12 protein-coding genes and 1 tRNA gene are annotated in these 23,400 nt (G+C 62.2%); 8 read left to right on the top strand and 5 right to left on the bottom strand.

Going from position 1 to position 23,400, the window contains the following annotated elements:
* Positions 1 to 215: 215 nt before the first annotated feature.
* From BMZ66_RS06275 to BMZ66_RS06285, 3 genes are all read left to right on the top strand, one after another.
* Positions 216 to 3,611: a S41 family peptidase gene (locus BMZ66_RS06275; RefSeq protein WP_092670073.1), complete on the top strand. Its 3,396-nt coding sequence runs from the start codon at positions 216 to 218 to the stop codon at positions 3,609 to 3,611.
* Between the two features lie 324 nt (positions 3,612 to 3,935).
* The gene (locus tag BMZ66_RS06280; RefSeq protein WP_092670075.1) at positions 3,936 to 7,226 is read left to right on the top strand and encodes an AsmA-like C-terminal region-containing protein; all 3,291 of its coding nucleotides are present in this window, start codon (positions 3,936 to 3,938) and stop codon (positions 7,224 to 7,226) included.
* 290 nt (positions 7,227 to 7,516) lie between these two features.
* Positions 7,517 to 9,370, top strand: coding sequence for a CocE/NonD family hydrolase (locus tag BMZ66_RS06285; RefSeq protein WP_092670077.1), 1,854 nt, complete (start codon positions 7,517 to 7,519; stop codon positions 9,368 to 9,370).
* Positions 9,371 to 9,405: 35 nt separating this feature from the next.
* Here the strand turns inward: BMZ66_RS06285 and BMZ66_RS06290 are convergent, their stop codons facing one another.
* Positions 9,406 to 10,056 (bottom strand): HAD family hydrolase, encoded by a 651-nt coding sequence (locus BMZ66_RS06290; protein WP_092670079.1) that lies wholly within the window; start codon positions 10,054 to 10,056, stop codon positions 9,406 to 9,408.
* Between the two features lie 124 nt (positions 10,057 to 10,180).
* On the opposite strand from BMZ66_RS06290, the gene BMZ66_RS06295 reads away from it, so the two are divergent.
* Positions 10,181 to 10,681 carry a hypothetical protein gene (locus BMZ66_RS06295; RefSeq protein WP_092670081.1) on the top strand — a complete coding sequence of 167 codons (501 nt, stop codon included), beginning with the start codon at positions 10,181 to 10,183 and terminating at the stop codon, positions 10,679 to 10,681.
* Between the two features lie 60 nt (positions 10,682 to 10,741).
* Here the strand turns inward: BMZ66_RS06295 and BMZ66_RS06300 are convergent, their stop codons facing one another.
* The 3 genes from BMZ66_RS06300 to dinB all read right to left on the bottom strand — a co-directional run bounded on the left by BMZ66_RS06300 (position 10,742) and on the right by dinB (position 17,872).
* The gene (locus BMZ66_RS06300) at positions 10,742 to 13,822 is read right to left on the bottom strand and encodes a PAS domain-containing protein (RefSeq protein ID WP_177204611.1); all 3,081 of its coding nucleotides are present in this window, start codon (positions 13,820 to 13,822) and stop codon (positions 10,742 to 10,744) included.
* Positions 13,823 to 14,325: 503 nt separating this feature from the next.
* Positions 14,326 to 16,452 carry a carboxy terminal-processing peptidase gene (locus tag BMZ66_RS06310; RefSeq protein WP_092670087.1) on the bottom strand — a complete coding sequence of 709 codons (2,127 nt, stop codon included), beginning with the start codon at positions 16,450 to 16,452 and terminating at the stop codon, positions 14,326 to 14,328.
* A 340-nt stretch (positions 16,453 to 16,792) separates the two neighbouring features.
* Complete coding sequence (gene dinB / locus BMZ66_RS06315) at positions 16,793 to 17,872, bottom strand: DNA polymerase IV (protein ID WP_092670089.1); 1,080 nt, start codon at positions 17,870 to 17,872, stop codon at positions 16,793 to 16,795.
* A gap of 207 nt (positions 17,873 to 18,079) precedes the next feature.
* Here dinB and BMZ66_RS06320 point away from each other — a divergent pair.
* The 4 genes from BMZ66_RS06320 to BMZ66_RS06335 all read left to right on the top strand — a co-directional run bounded on the left by BMZ66_RS06320 (position 18,080) and on the right by BMZ66_RS06335 (position 22,287).
* Positions 18,080 to 18,155: transfer RNA gene (locus BMZ66_RS06320), tRNA-Asp, on the top strand.
* Between the two features lie 182 nt (positions 18,156 to 18,337).
* Positions 18,338 to 19,768 carry a glycoside hydrolase family 30 protein gene (locus BMZ66_RS06325; RefSeq protein ID WP_092670091.1) on the top strand — a complete coding sequence of 477 codons (1,431 nt, stop codon included), beginning with the start codon at positions 18,338 to 18,340 and terminating at the stop codon, positions 19,766 to 19,768.
* A 241-nt stretch (positions 19,769 to 20,009) separates the two neighbouring features.
* Positions 20,010 to 21,482, top strand: coding sequence for a glycoside hydrolase family 30 protein (locus tag BMZ66_RS06330; protein ID WP_092670093.1), 1,473 nt, complete (start codon positions 20,010 to 20,012; stop codon positions 21,480 to 21,482).
* Positions 21,483 to 21,504: 22 nt separating this feature from the next.
* Positions 21,505 to 22,287: a GDSL-type esterase/lipase family protein gene (locus BMZ66_RS06335; protein WP_092670095.1), complete on the top strand. Its 783-nt coding sequence runs from the start codon at positions 21,505 to 21,507 to the stop codon at positions 22,285 to 22,287.
* A 32-nt stretch (positions 22,288 to 22,319) separates the two neighbouring features.
* Here BMZ66_RS06335 and BMZ66_RS06340 read toward each other — a convergent pair whose 3' ends face one another.
* Complete coding sequence (locus BMZ66_RS06340) at positions 22,320 to 22,952, bottom strand: sce7726 family protein (RefSeq protein ID WP_092670097.1); 633 nt, start codon at positions 22,950 to 22,952, stop codon at positions 22,320 to 22,322.
* Positions 22,953 to 23,400: the final 448 nt, after the last annotated feature.

The raw sequence follows: 23,400 nt of genomic DNA on the forward strand, positions 1-23,400 counted from the left end.
GGAATGGCCCCGCGGTTTCAAACGCCGCGGGGCCATTCCGTTTTCAGTCCTCCCAATACCCCACCAAATTAAACTCACATAAAATACAGGATGCGTGCACTCCGGCCTACCTTAGCTGAGTGATGGCCCGTGTCCACTATATGAAATAACGTTTACCTAACTGCCTCTAATCAATGCCTGCTTTCAAGTTTTCCCCTTCAACCCGGAAGGCATGGATGACCCCTGTATTCTGGGGAGTGCTGCCCGTGGCTGCCGGATTCGGAATGCCCGCCCCGGCCCAAGCGGCCCCGGCCCCGGTGCCGTATTTCTCAGAGCCAGCCATTTCACCCAACCGCACCGAGTTGGCGTTTGTGTCGGGCGGTGATATCTGGACCAGCCCAATAGCAGGCGGCGAAGCGCGTTTGCTGGTGGCCCACCCGGCAACCGAAAGCCGCCCGCTCTACTCCCCCGATGGCCGCTCCCTGGCCTTCATCTCGACCCGCACCGGCAACGGCGACATCTACGTGCTGACCCTGGAAACCGGCGAGCTGCGTCGCATCACTTTCGACGATGCGCCCGACCAGCTCGACAACTGGTCCGCTGATGGGAAGTGGCTGTATTTCTCATCCACCAGCCGCGACATCGCCAGCATGAACGACATCTACCGGGTGCCAGCCACTGGGGGCACACCTACGCCGGTGAGCGCCGACCGCTATGCGAACGAATTCTTTGCCGCGCCCAGCCCCGATGGCAAAACCCTAGCCTTCAGCTCCCGCGGCAACGGCGACCGCCAGTGGTGGCGCCACGGCCACAGCCACTTAGACGAGTCGGAAATCACGCTGCGGCGCGAGGGCCCCAACGGCGTGCCCACCTACGAGGCCCTCACGGGCGGCGGCTCCCGGGCGCTGTGGCCCATGTGGGGCCAGGGTGGCCAGCGCATTTTCTACATGTCGGACCAAAACGGCCACGAAAACATCTGGGTGCTGGGCGCGAACGGCGACAAGTCGGTGCCCAAAGCCGTCACCTCCTTCACCGATGGCCGCGTGCTCTGGCCCAGCATTTCAGCCGATGGCAAGCTCATTACCTTTGAACGCAACTTCAAGCTCTGGACCCTGGACACCGACAACGGGCAAGTGCGCGAAGTGGCCATTCAGCGGCGCGGAGCACCTTCCGGGACCGCCGTGGAGCGCATACGCTTTACCGACCGCCTGCAGAAGCTCGCCCTCTCGCCCGATGGCACCAAAGTGGCTTTTGTAGTGCACGGCGAAGTGTTTGCCGCCTCAGCGACTGATGGTGGCGAGGCCACCCGCATTTCGCAGACCACCGCCCCCGAAACCGACCTGGCCTGGGCACCCGACAGCCGCCGGCTGGTGTACGTGTCGGAGCGTGACGGCCCGTCGCATATCTACAGCTATACCTTCGCCACGGGCAAGGAAATCCGCCTCACCAACTCGGCCCTCAACGATGCAGCGCCCACGTTTTCGCCCGATGGCAAGCAGCTCGCCTTTGAGCGCGACGCCGCCGAGCTGCGGGTGCTGGACATAGCCAAGAACGAGGAGAAGTCTCTAGCCAAAGGTATTTTCGGCCGGGCCCCGCTCCGGGCCGAGCGCAGCTTTGCGTGGTCGCCCGATGGCCGTTGGCTGGCGTTTCTGCCCAAGGGCGCCCGCGGCTTCACCAACGTGAGCGTGGTGCCTGTAGCGGGTGGCCCCGCTCGCGCGGCAAGCTTCGTGGCCAATACCAACACCAACACGGTTTCGTGGAGCCCCGATGGCAAGTTCTTGCTCTTCGACACCGGCCAGCGCACCGAGGACGCCCAAGTGGCCCGCATCGACCTGCTACCGCGCACGCCGCGTTTCCGCGAAGACCAGTTCCGCGAGTTATTTAAGGACCAACCCGGCCCCAGCCCCGCGACGCCGTCCATAAAGCCGGCCACAACGACCCGCCCGCCGGTGCTGCCCGGCGGCCCTACTGACACGCTGCGCGCCGGTAAAAAACCTGTTCCGAGCCTGGCCACTGGCCAACCCGCCAAGGCCGTAAAGCCTCCCGTGAACGTGGTGTTTGAAGACATACGGCGGCGGCTGAGCTTGCTGCCTGTGGGCGTGAACGTAGGCTCGCACAGCATCAGCCCCGACGGCAAGTGGCTGCTGTTGACTGCGTATTCAGCCAACCAATCCAACCTCTACATTTTTCCGCTCGATGAGCTGAGCAAGGAGCCGGCCGTGGTGCGCCAGCTCACCTCCACCGTTGGCGCCAAGCGCGACGCGCAGTTTTCGCCCGACAGCAAGGAAATCTATTACCTCGACCAGGGCGTCATTCGGGTAGTGCCGGTGGAGGCCGGCAAAGGCACGGCGCGAGCCCTGGCCGTGTCGGCCGAGATGGACGTGGACTTCGAAAAGGAGAAGATGGTCGTGTTTGAGCAGTCGTGGGGCCTGCTGCGCGATTTCTTCAACGAGCCCTCTTTCAACCAAGCTAATTGGGCAACCCAGCACGACCTGTACGCTCCGCTCATTGCCGGCGCCCGCACCCCCGATGAAGCCCGCCGCCTCACCAATCTCATGATTGGCGAGCTTAACGCTTCACACTCCGGCGCGAACCCGCCGGCCCCGGCCGCTGGTGCAGTACCCGCCGCCACTGGCCGGCTGGGCCTGCGCTTCGACGCGCCCGAATACGAGCAGAACGGACGCCTGCGCGTGAGCACCGTGCTGCCCCTGAGTGCGGCGGCCCTGGCGGGCATCCGCCCCGGCAACGTGCTCCTGGCCGTAGATGGCCGCGCCATCACGCCGGGCACCAACCTCGATGAACTGCTGCAATACAAAGTAGGCCGCCGCGTGACCATGCGCGTGGGCACCGCCGCCGCTCCGGTAGCGGCAGCGAAAACCAGCAAGCGCAAACCGAAAGACGCCGCGCCCGCCGCCCCTGCTCTGGCTGAGCGCGACGTGGTAGTACGCCCTCTAAGCCGCGAGACCGAAAAAGCCCTCGACTACCGCCAGTGGGTAGAGGAACGGCGCGCTTACGTGGCCAAAGTCAGCGGCGGCCGCCTGGGCTACGTGCACATGTTTGATATGTCGGCCGGGGCGCTGGCCCAGCTTTACCTCGACCTCGACGCCGAAAACATGAGCCGCGACGGCGTGGTAGTGGACGTGCGCAACAACAACGGTGGCTTCGTGAACGTGTACGCCATCGACGTACTCTCGCGCCGCAGCTACCTGAGCATGGCCACCCGCAGCCAGCCCATTCCCCAGCCCGCGCGCTCGGCCCTGGGCCAGCGCGCCCTGGAGCTGCCCACGGTGCTCGTCACCAACCAACATTCCCTCTCCGACGCCGAGGACTTCACCGAAGGCTACCGGGCGGAGAAGCTGGGCAAAGTAGTAGGCGAGCCCACCTCGGGCTGGATTATCTTCACCTCGGCCGCTACCCTGCTCGATGGCTCCAGCCTGCGCCTGCCGTTCAGCACCATCCGCGCCACCAGCGACGGCAAGGTGATGGAAATGAACCCCCGCCCGGTAGACGTGGCCGTGACCCGCCCCATCGGCGAAAGCTATACCGGGCGCGATGTGCAGCTCGATACCGCCGTGCGGGAGTTGCTAACCCAACTCAAGCCCGCAGCCGCTGGGGCCAGCGGCGGGCGCTAGTTCGCCTTGGCTTGGCTATGGCCCTTCATTGTCCGTCATTGCAATCAGCTGTCATGCTGACGCAAGAAGCATCTTATCAGGGCAGAACAAATCGTTAAAATGTGATAAGGTGCTTCGCAAGCTCAGCATGACAGACAAATTATAAAGTGAACATAAATGAGCAGTCTACAAAAGCCCCGAGCAGCCCTGCTCGGGGCTTTTGCGTAGTTATAGCTTTGCATACGGCTGGGGTTATGGCCGGCGCTTTAGCTTCAACCCATCTACCTTCCATTGCTTTTTTGTGTTACACCTGCGTTCAGGTAGCATATTCTGCAGCTTCCCTCTATGAAATCATTCCCCGTCCGTCGGCTACTGGCATCGGTGCTGCTGCTGGGCGTGGTGGGGATAGGTGTGGCAGTGTGGCTGTTTGGCAGCGAGTACGGGCGCAAACGCATTGCCCAAACCGTGCGCGAGGGCCTGACGCACAACTCCGAGCTGGTGCTGGGGCCTTTCGAAGTAGAATTCTCGCCGTGGCGCGACTTCCCGCACCTCACGGCCTCCATTCAGAACATCAGCCTCACCGATACGTCCTTCCGGCAGCAGGTGCCGGTGCTGAGCGTTGGCCGGGCCGACATGCGCCTGCAGCTGACTAGCTTGCTGCGGGGCAAAGTCCACGTCACCAGGCTGGTGGTTACCGATGTTGATTTTCAGGAGCGGGTCGACTCCCTGGGCCACGCCTGGGGCCTGCGCGGCAAGCGCCGCAAGGGCACGGGCTCCCCGCCTGCCCTCAACCTGGTGCTGGACCAGCTGCTGGTCAACAACTTCCGCATGAGCTCGCACAACGGGTATTCGCGCAGTGCCTTTGGGGCCGAGGTGCGGCAAGCCCGCCTGAAGGCCCGCCTGCAGCGCGGCGTGCTGCGCGTGACCGGCACCCTGGACGGGCAGCTGAGCTACCTGCGCACCCGCACCGGCACCCTGTTTGAGCGGAGGCCGGTGCAGGCCTGGGTCAACTACCGCTACACCTTCAAAAACCGCGAAGGCTTGCTCTGGAACACCCGCGCCACCCTCAACGGCGACACTATTCGGGTGAGCGGCACCCACCGGGTAGACCCTCAGCAGCCCGTTGGCACCATCCTGCAGCTGCAGTTTGTGGGCTACCAGCCCCTCACCGACGTGCTGCGCGCCGCCCTGCCCCCGCGCCTCGAGCCCCACCTGGACGGCGCCACCAGCCCCAGCCGGGCGCACATTCGCTACCGCATCACGGGCCTCAGCGGCCCCACCATCACCCCGCGCAACGTGCTGACGTTTAAGCTGCGCAATGCCAGCCTGCAGTGGCCCCAGCCCGACCAGCGCATCAGCCGCTGGGACCTAGAGGGCACCTACGACAACGGCCCGGACCACAACATCACCTCGACGGTGCTCACGCTTCAGCACTGCCGCATCTACTCCCCGGCCGGTGAGCTCAACATTGCCCTCACCCTGCGCGACTTTACCCGGCCTTTCCTCACCGGTCACTTTCAGGGGCGCACCGAGCTGCGCGAAATAGCGGCCCTCATTGCGCCCGGGCACTGGCGGGCCCGCCAGGGCGTGGCCGATGTCAACCTGCGGCTGCACGGCCTGTTGCCGCCCATGGCGGGCCGGTTTGACCCGCTGCCGCTGCAGCGCAACATGGCCATTCGCGGGACTGTTACGCTGCGCAACGCTTCGCTTTTCGTGCCTGTGCGCGGGGCCGACATCTCGGGCCTCAACGTAACGGTGGGGCTGCGCGACAGCCTCGTGCGGCTGTCCGATGCCTCGGGCGTGCTCAACGACATGCGGTTCCAGGCTTCGGCCACCACCACCTACCTCTACGAATACCTCACCGACCAGCACCCCACGGCCACCATCAACGGCAGCTTTGCGGTCGACGAGCTCCGAACCGACCGGCTGCGAACGCTCCTGCGGCCCATCCCGCGTACCAGCGGCCCCGACTTCTCCCCCACCAGCGTGCCGCTGCCCGGCAAGTCGCCGCGCGACAGGGCCCAACTGGCCGCCACGCTGGGCAGCCAGCTCATTCCGCCCGGCCTGCTCCTCGACGTGAGCTTGCGCTGCCAACGCCTGCTGCTGTCCAGCGACACGCTCAACAACCTGGCCGTGACCGTGCGCCACAACGGCCAGCGGGTGCAGCTCCGCAACCTGGCCGGCCGGGTGTGGGGCGGCAATGTGCGGGGCAACGTGGAGTGGCCCACCGACCCCGACAACGACGTGGCACCCGTGGAGTACCAGGTGGCGGTGCGCTTCGCCACGCTTAATTATGAACAATTCCTGGCCCGCTTCACCCGCCCCGAGCAGCCGGCCCGGACGCCGGCCCGGACGCCGGGGGCGGCTAGCCCGGCCCTGCGCGACTTGCTGCTGGCCGCCAACGGCCGGGTGAGCGTCGACATCGACAAGGTGCAGCTGCCCGAAGACGAAAGCCTTACCAACGTGCGGCTCCGGCTGGAAAAGGCGGGCGCCAGCCTGCGCGTGCCCTTCCTGCGATTTCTGACTCCCGAAGGCGGCAAGGGCGAGGCCACCGCCACCGCCCAGGTAGAAAACCTGCGCCTGACCGCCGCCGACGCCGACGTAACCCTGCGCTACGCCACCCTCGACCTGCAACGCCTGCTGGCCCTAGTGGCCAGCCTCACTACTCCCCCCGACTCGGTGCCCACCGCCCGCACCGTGGCGCGGGTGCAGCGCCAGGCCACCCGCCGCGCCCAGCGGCAACAAACGCCGCAAGACCAATCGATGCTCACCAACGGCGTCCTTAGCGCGGTGCTGCGCGTGGAGGCCGACGAGGTGCGCTACGCCGCCATCAAAGGCAGCAAGCTCCGCCTGGTATCGCACCTGCTCGAAGGCGAGGCCCGCCTCGACCAGTGCACCCTCAACGCCCTAGAAGGGCGCATCAGCCTGCGCGGCCTGATGGTGAGCACCACCAACCGCGCCCACCACCCCACCCAGGCGCAGGTTCGTTTGGAAGATATTCAACTGCCGGCGCTGTTTGCTACCGCCACTGCCATGGGCCTCAACGTATTGGGCGGCGACAACATCCGGGGCACCCTGCGCGGCGTGGCGGACTTGCGCACCGACCTCGGCCCCAAATTCCTGCCCGATTTGCTGCAAACGGCCGGCTACCTGAAAACCGAGTTTCGCAACCTCGAGCTGCTGAACGTGGAGGCCCTGATGGAGGCGCTCAAGTTTATGAAATCTGAACGCACGAGCCACCTGTTCTTCGAGCCCGTTAGCAGCGAATTCATTCTGGCCAACGGCCAGGTGCTCATCCCCGACCTGCGCCTGAACAGCAACCTCAGCAGCCTGGCCGTGAGCGGCCGCTACGGCCTGGACGGCCGCACCAACGTGTTCATTGGCCTCAAGCCCCTGCAGGCCCTTTTTGGCAACAACAGCAAGCGCGTTGAGCGCATTCAGGAGGGCGAAACCACCCGCAACGCCAACCGCAAGCTCACTTACATCAACCTCAGCCGCACGGCGCCCGGCGAGAAGTACAAGGTGCGGTTTTTCCAGAAAGAACAACAACGCCGCGAAGAAGCCAGCCTGCGCCAGGAATACCGCCGCTTCCTGCTCACCCAGCGCCTTGATACAACAGTGCGCATGGGACGGTGACCGGTGCCAGCCCCCGCAGAAGAACAATAAGAACGGTGTAGAGACGCAATATTTTGCGTCTCGGCGTTGAACGATGCCCGAACGATATTCACCTCAAGCACCCAAAAAGGCGCGTACGCCAAGACGCAAAATATTGCGTCTCTACACCGTTCTAATACCGCTTGCAGGCTCTACTACACAAGCTGCAAGGTGCACTGACGGACTTCCCATGGCGCGCCAAAGATGCTTAACGGCCGCTTGCTTTACTTTGCCGCCTCCGCCTCACTCCAACTTTCCACCCTGTTTTCTGCATGACTAACCCAATCCTCACCGGCTCTTTACTCGTGGCCCTGCTCGCGGCAGCGCCCGCCGCCTACTCCCAGTCGCGCGCCCCGGATTCCACCTTTGTGCGAGAGAATTACACTAAGCTGGAGCGCCAGGTTGCCATGCGCGACGGCGTGAAGCTGCACACAGTAATTTACGTGCCCAAAGATGCGTCTGCAGCCACTCCCTACCCGTTTTTAATGCAGCGCACGCCCTACTCGGCCGGGCCCTATGGCGAGGACAAGTACCGCCGGCGCGGGCCGGGGCCCAGCCAGGAGCTTTCGCGGGAGAAGTACATTTTTGTGCACCAGGACGTGCGCGGCCGCTACCTGAGCGAGGGCCAGTTTGAGGAAATGACGCCGGCCCTCGCCCCAAACCAGCCGGCCAGTGCCAAGCCACCTCACGACGAAAGCACTGACACCTACGACACCATCGAGTGGCTGCTGCAGAACATTGCCGGAAACAATGGCCGGGTGGGCCTGATAGGGATTTCCTACCCCGGCTTCTACGCCTCCGCCGCGCTGCCCAACGCCCACCCGGCCCTGAAAGCGGTGTCGCCCCAGGCGCCAGTCACAGATGAGTTTATGGGCGACGATGCCCGCCACAAAGGCGCGTTTTTCCTGCTCGACAACTTCGGTTTCCTGAACTACTTCGATGTGCCGCGCTCCCAGCCGGTGGCCGAATACAAGGAGCTGTTCAAGTTCGAAACCAAGGACGCCTACAAGTTTTTTCTGGAGCTGGGCCCCCTCAAAAACGCCAACGGAACCAAGTACTTTAACAATCGGGGCCGTATCTGGAACGAGTATCTGGAGCACGAGAACTACGACGTCTATTGGCAGACGCGCAACATTCGCCCGGCCCTCACCGGCGTAAAACCCGCCGTGCTAGTAGTAGGCGGCTGGTTCGATGCCGAGGACCTATTTGGCGCCCTGAATACCTACAAGGCCATTGAAAAGCAGAACCCCGGCGCCACCAACCACCTCGTGATGGGCCCCTGGACCCACGGCGCCTGGGCCCGGCCCGACTGGAGCACCTTTGGGCCCCTGCGCTTCGGCAGCAACACCGCCCAAACCTTCCGCGAAACGCTGGAAACGCCGTTTTTCAACTTCTATTTGAAAGACAAAGGCACCTTTAATCCGGCCGAAGCCACGGTGTTCAACACCGGCACCAACGAATGGAAAACCTACCCGGCTTGGCCACCCGCGCCCGCCGAGCCCCGGACGGTGTATTTTCAGGAATCCGGCCGCTTGGCGTTCACATCCCCCACCACAACACCGAAGCCGACCCAATACGTCAGCGACCCTGCTAAACCGGTGCCTTACACCAGCGGCGTGCACGGCGAGCGCAACAACGAGTACATGATTGAGGACCAGCGATTCGCCGCTAAGCGCTCCGATGTACTCACCTTCCATACCGAAACGCTGCCGCAGGACCTGACCCTGGCCGGCCCGCTCACCGCCGACCTCTTCGTGAGCACCTCCGGCACCGATGCCGACTTCATCGTGAAAGTCATCGACGAGCAGCCCGACGGCACCCAGCGCCTGGTGCGCGCCGAGGTCATGCGCGGCCGCTTCCGCAACAGCTTCGAGAAACCCGAGCCTTTCAAGCCCAACGAGCCCACCAAAGTGACGTACGAGCTGCCCGATGTGCTGCACACTTTCAAGCAAGGCCACCGACTCATGGTGCAGATGCAAAGCACCTGGTTTCCGCTTGTCGACCGCAATCCGCAGCAGTTCGTACCCATCGCCACGGCCGATGCCAAGGATTTTAAGAAAGCCACCATTAAGCTCTACCACGATGCTCAGCACCCCTCCGCGGTGCGGATGCAGGTGCTGCCGTAACACAGCAACCGAGCACCCAGCAGTGCCACGTGAACCTACACCAACGTTTTGAAAAACGCATCCGTGAAGTCCGGGGCGAAGTGCAGCACGTTGGGCAAGGCCTCGAACTCTGCCTCCTCGTGGGTGGTGGTAAGCACCACGGCTTTCATGCCCGCATTGTGGGCGGCTTCGGCGCCTTTGGGCACGTCTTCGAACACGATGCAGTCGGCGGGCGCTACGCCGAGCTGCGCGGCTGCCTTCAGGAAAGTTTCGGGGTGCGGCTTGCTCAGCTCCACGTCGTCGGCACTGACAATGGCCTGGAAGTAGTGCCGGATTTTTAGGTTATCGAGCACGAAATTGATATTGAACGGAATGGCCGCCGACCCAATGGCCATGGGAATGCCCTGCTGGTGCGCGGCTTCCAGAAACTCCTGCAACCCCGGCAGCAGTGCCAGGTGCGGCAGAAACTCGTGCTGGTAGCGCCGCTCTTTTTCCAGCGAAAGCCGGTCCATTTCGGCGGTCGTAAACCGGTCGGCGCCGAACATGCGCACCAGCACTTCCTGGTTCTTGCCGTACATCTGCGGCTTCACTTCCTCCCAGGTAAAATTGCCACCCAAGTCGTTGTTAAATAGGTATTGCCAAGCGCGGGTGTGGTATTCCATGTCGTGAATCATGGTCCCGTTGAGGTCGAAGATGAAGGCTTTCATGAAGAAACTTGAGGTATTGATAGTAGCTGGTGCGAGGCACATTTCGCCTAGCTGGCGCTAGCTGTGTATACGGTTTAGGCGAGTTGTTTATCTTTATCGAACCTGATAATCAAGATACTCAACTATGACAAAGCTCGTACTCATTCTGGCAATGGCGGCCGCCTGCGTGTCGTGCAAAAAGGATAACTCCAATTCCGGAGAAACGGTTGAGGTCTATCTGCTCAAGTCGTATCAGCTCACGGCTGGAAAGTGCGAAATAGACGCTTCCTCCGCAGTGTTGGAAGACGCCGCCATCATCCAAAACCAAGAGATTCTGGAGTACGCCAAAACCAGTTATCAATTCAAATTAGCGGACCCTGCCGTTCAGAAAACGAAAGCGCTGGGAGACAGAACGCCTTTTGCGGTCACGGTCGATAAAAAAGTCATTTATTACGGCTTTTTCAAGCCGGGCTACTCCAGCTCGTCCTGCGACCATTCCATCACCATGGACCTTGATTGGACCACGGGCAACAGAATTTCCCTGAAGCTGGGGTACCCCGGTCCACTGCAAGGCGTAACCATTGAAGACCGGCGCAACAACCCCGTGCTATTAGCAACGCTCAACAAGCAGGGCAAGCTCCGGTAGAAATGCGGCTGGCGTGGGCAGGGCCCGTTAAAACGCTCAGTTGTCTAGCTGCTTCTGCCGCTACAAATACACCCGAAACGTGGTGCCCTCCCCTATTTCGCTTTCCACTTCCACGCGGCCGCCGTTGCTCTGCACAATGCGGTTGACGAGGTAGAGGCCCACGCCCGTGCCCTCGGTGTGGTCGTGGAAGCGGCGGAAGAGGTGAAACAGCTCGCTGCGGTGCCGCTGCACGTCGAAGCCCAGGCCGTTGTCTTCCACCAGCAGCACGGGGCGGCCTTCCTCCACCCACAACGACAGGTGCACGCGGGCCGGCCGGGCAGGGTCAGAATATTTGAGGGCGTTGCTCAGCAGGTTGAGCAAGATGGTGCGCAGGTTCACCCGGGCGTAGGTGATGGTGGGGCGGGCCGCAAAGTCGGTGGTGACGCGGGCGCGGGCGGCCTGCACCTGAGGCTGCAGCGTTTGAAGCACTTCCTGGGTTAGCTCGTCGAGGGCCACGGTTTCGGCGGGCAGGTTGGGCATGCGCTGGGCTTGGCCCACGGCGGCAAGGTCGTCGATAGTGGTGGCGAGCTGGCGCAGGGCGTCGTCGACCATTGGCATCAGCATGCTTCCCTCTTCCGGGTCGTTGAACACGGTGCCAACGCGAATTTCCTCAATGAGCCCAGCCAGGTTGTTGATGGGCTGCTTGAGGTCGTGCGAGGCGGCGTACACGAAGTTGTCGAGGTCCTGGTTGGTGCGCACCAGCTGGGCGTTGGCGGTGGCCAGCTCCTCGTTGCGGGTGCTCACGGCCTGGTTGGCGGCAAGCAGCTCGGTATTGGCCCGGGCCAACAGCTCCCGGGCGGCCATCTGCTCGCTTACTTCGGTGGCCACCACCGCCACGCCCGTAATGGTGCCGTTGCTTTCGCGCAGGGGCTGGTACACAAAATCGAGCACGATGGTTTCGAGCTGGCCGTAGCGCAGCAGCTGCATGGGCTGCTCCTGGGCGCTGTAGGTTTCGCCGGTGTTCAGCACCTGCCGGAGCAGGGTGTCGAAGCCTTGGCCCTGCAGCTCGGGCATGGCTTCGAGCAGCGGCTTGCCCAGGGCCTCAATGGGCGCCTCCCCCCACAGCTCGCGCATGCCCGGATTGGCTAGCTCGATGATGAACGTGGGCCCGCGAAACACGGCAATGGCCACCGGTGCCTGCTCAAACAGGTCCTGCAGCTGCGCATCGCGCCGGCTTACCTCGGCCTGCAAGGCTTCGGCCTGCTGGCGGGCCTGCACCTGCTCGGTCACATCAAAGGCAAACGAAGACACGCCCACCGTCACGCCGTTTTCCTGGTAGGCCTGGTAGGTAAAATTCAGGTAGCGGGGCCGGGAGTCCCCGGCGGCGGCGTGGCCATTGGCCAGCACTTCGCTGCCAAAATAAGGCTTGTTGGTGGCAAACACCTGGTCGAGCAAGGCCACGAAGCCGCCCTCCACCGATTCCGGAATGGCTTCGGCCGTGGGCTTGCCCACCAGCACCCGGTCGGGGAAGAGCGATTGGTAAGCCGGGTTCACGTAGTCGATGAAGTGATTGGGGCCCCGGGCAATGAACACCAGCGCCGGGGTTTGCTCAAACACCTGGTGCAGGGTTTCGCGCTGGCGCACCAGCTGCTCGGCGGCGTGCAGGGCCTCGGCTTGCAGGGCCTGGTTGCGCTGGCGAGTTTGCAGCTGCTCGGTCACTTCGAAGGCAAACACCATGATGCCGTCAATCTGTCCGTTTTCATCGAAGCGGGCCTGCTGGGTGTAGTTGAAGTACCGCTCTTCCAAACGCCCGGTTTGGGGGTTCTGCAAGGGAATCAGCATGTCGAACTCCTCGTGAGTGATGCCCAGCTTATACACTTTTCGAAGCGACTGGTATACCACGTGCTCTGCAATCTCGGGCATTGCGTCCAGTATGGGTCGCCCCTGCAACCGGCGGCTCGGAAACAGGGCCTGGAAGGCCGGGTTCACCAGCTCAAACCGCAAATCCGGGCCGTCGAGGATGCAAATACCGGCCGGGGCCTGCATAAAAAACCGCTCGAGACGCGAGCGCTGCCGCTCCGTTTCGCTTTGGGCGCGCTCCAGGCGGGTGGTGCGGTCGGCCACGCGCGCTTCCAGCTCGTGGTTTAGCTCGCGCAGCGCCATTTGCGTGATGAACAGGTCTTGGTTGCTGGCCCGGATTTCCTCGTTGGCGACTTGCAGCTCTTCGTTGGCCGCAGCCAACTCCTGGTTGGAAATAAGTGACAGTTTTTCGCTCTGTGCTACTTTTTGCCGCGCCAGTACCTGCTCGGTCACTTCGTAGGCAAACACCATAATGCCGTCGGGCGCCCCACTCGCCCCGGTTCGGGCCTGGTAGATAAAGTTGTAGTAGCGCTTTTCGAACTCTGTAGCTCCGGCATTGGCGTGGTCGAGCTGCACCAGCATTTCGTTGGCTCGGAAGCTCTCCCCGGTCTGGTACACCTCGTCGAGCAGGCCGAAAACGGGCTGACCCGCCAGCTCCGGCATGGCCTCCCGAATGGCCCGCCCCAGCAACGGCCGGTCGCCCACCAGCTGTTGGTACTGCGGATTGACGAGCTCAAACACGTGCTCTGGCCCCGCGAAGATGCATATCATGGCTGGCGCCTGCATAAACGTGTTGTGCAGCGAGCTGCGCTGGCGCTCGGCTTCGGCCAGGGCAGCGCGCTCGCGGGCCTGGCTTTCGCGCAGGGCCACTTCCACCTGGCTGCGGCTTTCCCCGGCCGAATCGGTGAAGCTCACCAACAAGCCCTCGCCCACGCGCAGGGCCGACAGCCGGAAATAATTATCCAGGCCGTCGGCCTGGTAGTTGACGTCCATGCGGGTTCGCTGCCCGCTTTTGAAGGCTTCGCAATGAAAAGCAAAAACGCCGCTCTCCGCCGTATGCGGAAACAGCTGGAGGTAGGAAGCAGTAGGGCGCTCGGGCTGGCTGAGTATCCGCTGAGCCGCCGCGTTGAACATTAGAATGTTAAAATCAACAATGCTGCTGCTCGTAGCGTCCCAAACGGGCTGGTACAAGGCTATGGCCGTAAGCGACGCTTCAAAAATTCCGCTCAGCAGGGCATCCTGCGGAAAAACATCGTAGAGGTTGGCAGGCGAAGCGGAAGAAGCAGCGGTGGGAGCAGGCATGCGGCGAATAATAAGCGCGACACATAGTGGAGGTGCCAGTCCATACGCAGATTGCGAGGCAACGTATGCCTTTTTGGCCTGCAAGTGCCTCATTTTGCGCACCGGTTTTGCTGTAAATCAATGCAAATAGCAGGGTACAACGGAGCAGATTGCGCCTGCTGCCTCGCTGGCGGGCAAGAGCGAAACGAACCGTGGGTCATAGTAGCCAAACAGCTCACTCGCTGCAGTCACCTAACCGTTTGTCATGCTGACGCAGGAAGCATCTTATCACGCTTCAACTACTTGTTCATTAGCGAGAAGATGCTTCGCAAGCTCAGCATGACAGTCGGCGCGAGCGAGATGCTGCCGATTTCAGCATGAGCATACAAATGAGAAGATAACCACTTGGCCGCTCACTAGTACCACACCAGCGACCTGCAGGGGTTTAGGCAAGCACCAGTACCATCAAACAGCCCCCGCCGCTGGGTAGCGACGGGGGCTGTTTGATGGTACTGCTGGTGCTGCTACAGCGCGTCGCCAATCACGGCTACAGCTTCGGCCAGGGCCGCGTCTTTGCGCAGGGGCTTGAGGAAGCGCGCCACCCGCTTGGTCGCCACCGAGTCGGTGCCGGCAGCGCTGGCATCGGCCGTGAGCCGATTTACGTCCAGGGCAGGCAGGGCGTTTTGGGCGGCGGTTTGCTGCTTGTTGGCGTCGCGGGCCTGCTGCTGGGTGGTGCGGTAGGCGGCCAGGTTCAGCGACAGGCTGGTTTGCTTGCGGCGCTCCGCGGCCCGGGCCGAGGCGTCGGTGATGAGGCGGAAGCCGGGGCTGGCGGCTACGCGGGCGGCGCTGGCGGCCCGTAGCTTTTCAATATCCGGGCGCGTGTTGGTGGGCTCGAATTTGGCTGAGGCAATTTCATCCCACTTCAGCGGGTACTCCATTTCCTGCTCGCCTTTGGCAACGGCGGCCAGTGCATCGGGCAGGGTAATGTCGGGCACCACGCCTTTAAACTGGGTCGAGCCCCCGTTCACGCGGTAGAACTTTTGCAGCGTGAGCTTGAGCGAGCCCAGCGGCATCAGCCCCTTAAACTCTGCTGAAACAGCCCGGTCGAGGTCGAATACCTGCTGCACCGTGCCCTTGCCGTAGGTGGTGCTGCCCACCACCACGCCGCGGCGGTAGTCCTGCATGGCTGCCGCCAAAATCTCGGAGGCCGAGGCGCTGTACTTGTTCACCATCACCACCAGCGGGCCGCCGTACTGCACCTGGGGGTCTTTGTCGTTGAGGGCCTGGGCGGGGCCGCGGCTGGGTTTCACCTGCACCATGGGGCCGCTGGGCACAAACAGGCCGCCCATTTCTACGGCGTCCTGCAGCGAGCCGCCGCCGTTGTAGCGCAGGTCGAGAATCACGCCGGCCACGTTTTCCTTGCTCAGCTTGGCGAGCTCGGCTTTCACGTCGGCAGCGCTGCTGCGGCCGCCTTTGCCACCAAAGTCGGCGTAGAAGCTGGGCAGGTGAATGTAGCCGTAGTTGCGGCCATCGCGCTTGATGATGGCCGACTGCGCGTAGGTTTCCTCAATCACTACCACGTCGCGGATGATGGGAATAACGGCGGTGGCGCCGTCGGGCTTGCGCACCGTGAGGCGCACTTCGGTGCCCTTGGGCCCGCGAATCAGCTTCACGGCCTTCTCGAAGCGCATGCCTTCCACGCTCACCGGCTCGGCGGCGCCCTGGGCTACGCGCAGAATAATGTCGCCCACTTTCAGCTCGCCCTGCCGGAACGAGGCCGACCCAACCACGATGTCGCTCACTTTAAGCTGGCCGGCGTCTTCCTGCAGCAAGGCGCCCGTGCCCTCCAGGCGGCCCGACATCTGAATGTCAAAGTTGTCGCGGGCAATGGGCGCAAAGTATTCGGTGTGCGGGTCGTAGGTGTTGGCTATGACGTTGGCGAAGGCGGCCAGACGGTCATCGGCGTCGGTTTTCATTTGGTCGGCGAAATACTCGTCGTAGTACTTCAGCACGCGCTTGCGGGCTTCGGCCTCCAGCTCGGCGGGCGTGCGGGCGCGCTCCATGGTGGTAGCGGGGGTGGCACCGGCTTTGGTAGCGGCCAGGGGCTTGTCCTTTTTGCGGGCCTCCTCGTCCATCAGCTCCGAGAGCTGGGCCAGGGTCTGGTACTTGAGCTGCTTGCGCCACTGCTCGCGCTGGGCGGCAGCGCTGGGGGCGTAAGTAGCTTTCTCGGCGTCGGTTTCCCAGGTTTCCTGCACCGTGAAATCAAAGGGTTGGGCCAGAATCTGGCGGTACAGGGACTGAATTTCCAGCGTGCGCTTGGCCAGAATCTGGCTGGTAACGTCCAGAAATTCTTGGGTGCCGTTTTTTAGCTGGTCGTCGATTTTGGTTTGGAACTGCCGGAGCTGGGCTACCTCGGGGGCCAGCAGAAACTGCTTGTTCACGTCTATCCGCTTGAGATAGAGGTCGAACACGCGCTGCGAGAACTGGTCGTCCAGCTTCTCGGGCTGGTAGTGCGCCACGCTCAGGCCCTGCAGCATGGTGCCGAGCAGCACCTGATTGCGCGGGGGCGTGCCCTGATAAACGGAATAAGACGCCAGCCCCAGCAAGGCCAGCGAAGCGTATAAACTTACCTTAAATCGAGAAGCTTGCATGCGAAGAAAGTTTAGAGGAAAGGTGGAAGCCGCGAAGTCTGCAAGGCCGGCGGGGTGGGCGGCGAGCTTCGGGTCGCAAGCATACGGCTTACATATCCAGAATCACACCAAATATTAGGTTAAAGTCGAAATGTAACCGATAGGGTTGCGGAAGGTAACAGTTGCCGCCAATAGAAACCAGCCAAGGCCAAGCAACGACCCCGGCGCAGCCGCTACTCACCTTGATAGACACCTCAAATTACTCCCTTGTTCAATAGCAGCCTCCGCATATCGGCCAACCCTGCTTCTATCCCGACGAGCTTGCCCTATCCATCTTCCTACCTCTAGCGGGCGGGCCGGTTCAAAAGCTCAGCGTGAGCTGGCGGCCGGCAGCCTCCTGCCCGTTGGTTAGGTTGGAGAGCGACACGCCCAGTAGCCGCACGCCCTTGGCTAGCGGAAACAGCGACTCGACCAATTCCCGGCAAATGCGCTCCAGCACGGCCTGGCTCGGAATGGGGCTCACGCTGCTGCGGCTGCGCGTTATCTGGTGGAAGTCGGCGTATTTCACCTTCAGCGTGATGGTGCGGCCCAGAATGCTGGTGCGCTGGCAGTACTCCCACACTTCCTCAATGGAGGGCCGCAAGCCGTCGAGCAGGTCCGGAAACAGGGTTAAATCCTGGGCGAAGGTGGTCTCGGAACCCACCGACTTCCGCAGGCGGTCGGCCACCACGGGGCGGTGGTCCTGGGCGCGGGCAATGGCAAAGTAGTAGCGCCCCGCCTTGCCAAACTGCTGCTGCAGAAACTCGGCGGTTTGCCCCCGCAAATCGGCCCCGGTAAAGATGCCGAGCTGGTTCATCTTGGCGGCCGTGACCGGGCCCACCCCGTGAAACTGCCCCACCGCCAGGCCTTCCACAAAGGCCAGCCCCTGCTCGGGCCGCACCACAAACTGCCCGTTGGGCTTGCGGTAGTCGGACGCCAGCTTGGCCAGAAACTTATTGTAGGAAATGCCGGCTGAGGCCGTCAGATTGGTTTCGGCGAGGATTTTTGCCCGAATCTCCCTGGCAATCTGGGTGGCCGACGCTATTTCCTTGAGGTTGTGCGTCACGTCGAGGTAGGCCTCGTCCAAGGACACGGGCTCGATGAGCGGCGTGTACTCGGCGAAGATGGCGCGAATCTGTCGCGACACTTCCTTGTACACGTTGAAGCGGGGCGGCACGAACACCAGCTCCGGGCATTTGCGCAGCGCCGTGGTCGACGGCATGGCCGACCGCACGCCAAATTGCCGGGCCTCGTAGCTGGCCGCCGCCACCACGCCCCGCTCGCGGGCACCGCCCACGGCCACGGGCTTGCCGCGCAGGTCCGGGTTATCTCGCTGTTCTACCGAGGCGTAAAATGCATCCATGTCCAAATGGATGATTTTGCGAATGAGATTTTCACTCACTATTTTAACTATTTATTCCCTCAAAGGTAAAGGAGACGGCGCTGAGCAAGCGATGTGGAGCTGCTGCAAAGCAGTTAGGTGTGGGCGGTTTGAGAGCAACAATCGTTTGCAGTAAAATTCCTCATAAACAGATTGTTAACGCAAGGTAAATTCAGCTTTTCGCTTTCATTCGGCGAAAGGATTGACTACATTTACATCAACAAACCTTGTGGGGTGGCGGAACTGGCAGACGCGCTAGCCTATCTCGCTAGTACAATTAGAGGTTCGAGTCCTCTCTCTACAGCAAAGCCCCGGTGCACCCGCACCGGGGCTTTTTGCGTTTTTGGCCGGGCTGGCGGCAGCGCCTGCACTGTGGTTCGCGCCCCAACCAGCCCGCAAACCGGCACCAACCACGCGCCAATACGAATGGCCGCAATACCTTCGGGACGGCTGCAACACCATAGCGGCCCTTTTTATCGCCGGCCTATGCCTCCCTCCTTCCACCGCTGGCTGCTGGCCGCCTTGCTGCTGGCCCACCTGGCCGCCCACGCCCAACAGCCCGGGCGCCGCCAAGCGGCAGCCAAAACCGCCACTTCGGCCACGCTATGGCTTACCACCCCCGATAAATCGGCTTTATTCCAACGGCAAGCGGGACTGCTGCGGTTCGGCGCGTCCACCAATAACCAGCCCACCATTGCGGTTGACGACACCAAAATCTTCCAGGAAATCGATGGGTTTGGGTACTGCCTCACGGGCGGCAGCGCCCTGCTTCTGCACCGCATGGGAGCCCCGGAGCGCGCCCGGCTGCTGCAGGAGCTCTTCGGCACCGACGGTTCCAACATTGGCGTGAGCTACCTGCGCCTGAGCATTGGCGCTTCCGACCTCGATGAGCGGGTGTTCAGCTACGACGACCTGCCGGCCGGACAAACCGACCCCACGCTGGCCCGGTTCAGCCTCGCGCCTGACCGCGAGCACCTGCTACCGGTGCTGCGGGAGATTTTGGCCATTGCTCCCCGCCTCGACATCATGGCTTCGCCGTGGTCGCCGCCCGCGTGGATGAAAACCAACGAAAACTCCAAGGGCGGCAGTCTGAAACCTGAGTTTTACGATGCTTACGCGCGGTATCTCGTGCGTTACATCCAGGAAATGCGGGCCGAGGGTGTGCGCATCGACGCCATCACCATTCAAAACGAGCCCTTGCACCCTGGCAACAACCCGAGCCTGCTCATGCCGGCCGAGCAGCAGGCCGAGTTCATTAAACACAGCCTGGGGCCAGCTTTCCGGGCAGAGAAGCTGGACACCAAAATTATTGCCTACGACCACAATGCCGACCGGCCCGATTACCCCATTGCCATCCTCAACGACCAGGAGGCCCGGCAATACGTCGACGGCTCGGCTTTTCACCTCTACGCGGGCTCCATCGAGGCCCTGAGCCAGGTGCACGACGCGCACCCCGACAAGAATCTTTATTTCACCGAGCAATGGATTGGAGCGCCCGGCAAGTTTCCGACCGACTTGGCTTGGCACACCAACAATCTCATCATCGGGGCCACCCGCCACTGGGCCCGCACCGTGCTGGAGTGGAACCTGGCCGCCGACCCTCAGCAAAACCCGCACACCCCCGGCGGCTGCACCGAATGCCTGGGCGCCCTGACTCTGGCCGGCAACACGGTAACGCGCAACCCGGCGTATTACATCATTGCGCACGCCAGCAAGTTTGTGCGGCCGGGCAGCAGGCGCATCGCCTCCAACGGCCCGCAAACGCTGCCCAACGTGGCCTTTCGGACCCCCAATGGCCAAACGGTGCTGGTGGTGCTGAATACCGCCGCCCAGCCGCAAGTGTTCAACCTCCGGTTCCGGGGCAAAGCGGCGGGGGCGCGGCTGGCTGGGGGCGCGGTGGGCACTTTCGTATGGTAGGGTGGTTTAAGCGTCCGTGTTATGGCTTTTTCGCTGGTTTTCTGATTGTTTTTTAACAGCAGTTGGCAAGCGGTCAATAACAAAGCCTGGGGTGGCTGGGTGGGCGTATCACCCAGCCGGCGGTTGTGCGGTAAGTGTATGAACACGGGCATAACGAGCATCAGGCGGCTGAAATCAATGATTTTGAGGAAAATTAGTTGAAAACAAGGCGCCTACATTTGCTCAGCTCAGCCTCACTTTCATGACCAGTTTCTCCCTTTCCCTGCTGTTGCTGTCGGCCCTCGGGCTGGGCACGGCCTCGGCCCAAAAAGCCGCAAAAACCGCCAGTCCCACGCCCTACTCCGCGAAGGGCAAAACAGCGAAAATCTACGCCACGGCAGCCAACACAAACCTACGCCTTTCGGCCGCCGGCGACCTGACGTTTCAGGCCGCCGAGCAACCGTTGGAAACGCAGGTGTGCGTATTCGTCGACCCCGGCCACACGTTTCAGACCATGCTGGGTATTGGTGGGGCGCTGACCGATGCCGCCGCCGAAACCTTTGCCAAGCTGCCCAAGCCCCAACAGCAGGAGTTGCTGCGGGCCTACTACAGCCCCACGGCCGGCATTGGCTACACGCTGGCCCGCACCAGCATTCACAGCTCGGACTTTGCCAGCGGCAGCTATACCTACGTGGCCGAGAAGGACGAAGCCCTGAAAAGCTTCAGTGTGAAGCACGACGAGCAGTTTCGCATTCCGTTTATCAAGCAGGCCCAGGCCGCGGCGGGTGGCCGGCTCACGCTTTACGCCAGCCCCTGGAGCCCCCCGGGCTGGATGAAGGACAGCGGCACCATGCTGCGCGGCGGCAAGCTGATGCCGCAGTACCGCCAGGCCTGGGCCGACTATTTTGTGAAGTTCATCCGGGCCTACGAGCAGCAGGGCATTCCGGTGTGGGGCCTCACGGTGCAGAACGAGCCCATGGCTACTCAGAAGTGGGAATCCTGCATTTTCACGGGCGAAGAAGAGCGGGACTTCATCAAAAGCTACCTGGGCCCCACCCTGCAAAAGGCCGGGCTGGGCAGCCGCAAGCTCATTGCCTGGGACCACAACCGCGACCTGCTGTACCAGCGCGCCAGCGCCGTGCTCGACGACCCGCAGGCCGCCAAGTACGTGTGGGGCATCGGCTACCACTGGTACGAAACCTGGACCGGCAGCGCCATGCAGTTCGACAACGTGAAGCGCGTGCACGAAGCCTACCCCGATAAAAACCTGCTCTTTACCGAAGGCTGCCTGGAGAAATTTGAATTCGCCAAGGTTGACCGCTGGGACCTGGGCGAGAAGTACGGCATGTCGATGATAGGCGATTTCAACGCCGGCACCGTGGGCTGGACCGACTGGAACGTGCTGCTCGACGAAACCGGCGGGCCCAACCACGTGGGCAACTTCTGTTACGCCCCCATCATTGGCGATACGAAGACCGGGAAGCTGATTTACACCAACGCCTACTATTACATCGGCCACTTTTCGAAGTTCATTCGCCCGGGGGCCAAGCGCATCATTAGCTCGGCCAACCGCGACGCGCTGCAAACGACGGCCTTCCGCAACCCCGACGGCAGTGTGGCCGTGGTGGTGATGAACCAAACCGACCAGCCGCTGGAGTTCCAACTGAGGTTGGCCGGCCAGGGAGCCAAAAGCACGTCGGCAGCCCATTCCATTATGACCTTTGTGGTGAACTAAGCCCGCTTGGCGTACTAGCAGCATGAGTTTGTATCTGAAACTACCGCCCATCTGCTTGTTGGCGTGGGCCGCAACCCTCCTGCCGCTGGCGGCCCACGCCCAGCAGCCCACCCCCGAGGCTGCCAAAAAAGCCGCCGACGAAGCCTACCGCACCCAGCAGGAATACCTGCTGCGCAACGACTGGGCCTACCTGCAGCGCTACGCCGCGGCCAACCAGCGCCTGCCGCCGCCCACGCCCGGCGTGCCCCGCGTGGTTATCATCGGCAACTCCATCACCGAGGGCTGGGTGAAAGCCGATTCGGCCTTTTTTGGCGGAAAGCCTTACGCCTATGTTGGGCGCGGCATCAGCGGCCAAACCACCGGCAAGCTTCTGGTGCGCTTCCGGGCCGATGTCATCGACCTGCGCCCCGCCGTGGTGGTCATCCTGGGCGGCATCAATGACATTGCGGAGAACGGCGGGCCTTACAACCAGCAGGCTACCCTGAACAACATCATGACCATGGCCGAGCTGGCACGGGTCCACGGCATCCGGGTGGTGCTGGGCTCGGTGACGCCCGCCACGGACTTCTGGTGGCGCAAGGGCCTGCAGCCCGCCCCGCACATCATGGCCCTCAACCAGCAAATCAAAGCCTACGCCACCCAGCAGAAAATAGTCTACCTCGACTTACACAGCGCTTTGGCCGACGAAACCCTAGGCCTGAAGAAAGCCTATGGGGAGGACGGTGTACACCCCAACCTGGCCGGCTACCGGGTGATGGCGCCTCTTTTGAATCAAGCCGTGGCAGCGGCATTGAAAAAGAAGTAGCTGCCCCTTGCGGCGCTGGCGGTGACGGCCAGCTAAACGGCCCGGGCTTTTTTGCGGGGCGCTGGCTTTTTGCGCTTTGCCTTTTTCTTGCGCGGCGGCAGGCGCTCGCGCTCGGCTTTGCGCTCGGCCCGCATGAGCAGGCGCTCGGGCAGGCGGGCAATGAGGCGGTCGCGCACGTACTGGGCCAGGCTGGAAAGCGGCACCGTGTGCGTGGTGCGCAGGTAGTGGCCCACCTCGCGGCTGCGCAGGGTGCTGGCGCCGGCCAGGCCCCGGGCCAGCAGAAACTGCTTCACTTCTTCTAGCAGCAGCAGGGCGGCGAGGGGCGCGCGCTCCACGGTGGCGTTGTAGCCAGCCGCGCGGTGCAGGCGCAGGCCGTCGGCAGTGGCCACTTGCACGCCCACCCATTCGGGCAGCAGCGGCAGCACCTTGGGCAGGTGTTTTTCAGTGACGATGAACGTTACGAAGTCGTAGACCTCGCCGTAGCAGCGGAGTTGGTTGGCCACGCGCTGCAGGGTGTCGCCGTCGCCCTTCACCTCGTAGCCGTGCATGAAATCGGGCGTGATGTGCACGACATCGGCGCGGGTGGTACCGGTGGGCAGCTCGTCGACGTACACGCCGCCGGTGAGCAGCGGGTAGAGCAGGGCGCGGATTTCCGGGTCATTCATAGCAACCCCAAAAGTAAGCTCTACAACCAAGCTTGGCGTGGCGGCCACTTCAAAACCGGAACCGTTTGGGAGCAGTTGATTACTTAAATTGAAGTCTTGCCATTCAAACGGCTGGCTTGTTTAGAGGCTAATACTCATGTACTCTTTGCGCTAATTATCAAATGATAACAAAGTCTTAAGCGGGAGCTTACTATAAAATCCCGAACCTTTTTCCGCTCAAAGCAGAATGGATTACCCAAGCCACGCTTTTTGAGCGGTGGGCACCTTGGTTGAGAATCAGCAGTGGCGCGGGGACTGGCTCACTATTTAGAAGAGTAGCCATTTTGATTGTTTATACCCAGCTGCCCCACAACACATTAACCACATTTTTTAACACTTTTAATTTTCAAGAGTACACGTATAGGTGCCGCAATAGTTTATACTCCTGACGGCACCGCAGCACCGAGGT

The organism is Hymenobacter arizonensis (genome assembly GCF_900115775.1).
Classification (GTDB): domain Bacteria; phylum Bacteroidota; class Bacteroidia; order Cytophagales; family Hymenobacteraceae; genus Hymenobacter; species Hymenobacter arizonensis.

Excerpts from the sequence above, each read along its gene's own strand:
- BMZ66_RS06275 (WP_092670073.1), top strand. The coding sequence starts at position 216 with ATGACCCCTGTATTCTGGGGAGTGCTGCCCGTGGCTGCCGGATTCGGA.
- BMZ66_RS06280 (WP_092670075.1), top strand. The coding sequence starts at position 3,936 with ATGAAATCATTCCCCGTCCGTCGGCTACTGGCATCGGTGCTGCTGCTG.
- BMZ66_RS06285 (WP_092670077.1), top strand. The coding sequence starts at position 7,517 with ATGACTAACCCAATCCTCACCGGCTCTTTACTCGTGGCCCTGCTCGCG.
- BMZ66_RS06290 (WP_092670079.1), bottom strand. The coding sequence starts at position 10,056 with ATGAAAGCCTTCATCTTCGACCTCAACGGGACCATGATTCACGACATG.
- BMZ66_RS06295 (WP_092670081.1), top strand. The coding sequence starts at position 10,181 with ATGACAAAGCTCGTACTCATTCTGGCAATGGCGGCCGCCTGCGTGTCG.
- BMZ66_RS06300 (WP_177204611.1), bottom strand. The coding sequence starts at position 13,822 with ATGCCTGCTCCCACCGCTGCTTCTTCCGCTTCGCCTGCCAACCTCTAC.
- BMZ66_RS06310 (WP_092670087.1), bottom strand. The coding sequence starts at position 16,452 with ATGCAAGCTTCTCGATTTAAGGTAAGTTTATACGCTTCGCTGGCCTTG.
- BMZ66_RS06325 (WP_092670091.1), top strand. The coding sequence starts at position 18,338 with ATGCCTCCCTCCTTCCACCGCTGGCTGCTGGCCGCCTTGCTGCTGGCC.
- BMZ66_RS06330 (WP_092670093.1), top strand. The coding sequence starts at position 20,010 with ATGACCAGTTTCTCCCTTTCCCTGCTGTTGCTGTCGGCCCTCGGGCTG.
- BMZ66_RS06335 (WP_092670095.1), top strand. The coding sequence starts at position 21,505 with ATGAGTTTGTATCTGAAACTACCGCCCATCTGCTTGTTGGCGTGGGCC.
- BMZ66_RS06340 (WP_092670097.1), bottom strand. The coding sequence starts at position 22,952 with ATGAATGACCCGGAAATCCGCGCCCTGCTCTACCCGCTGCTCACCGGC.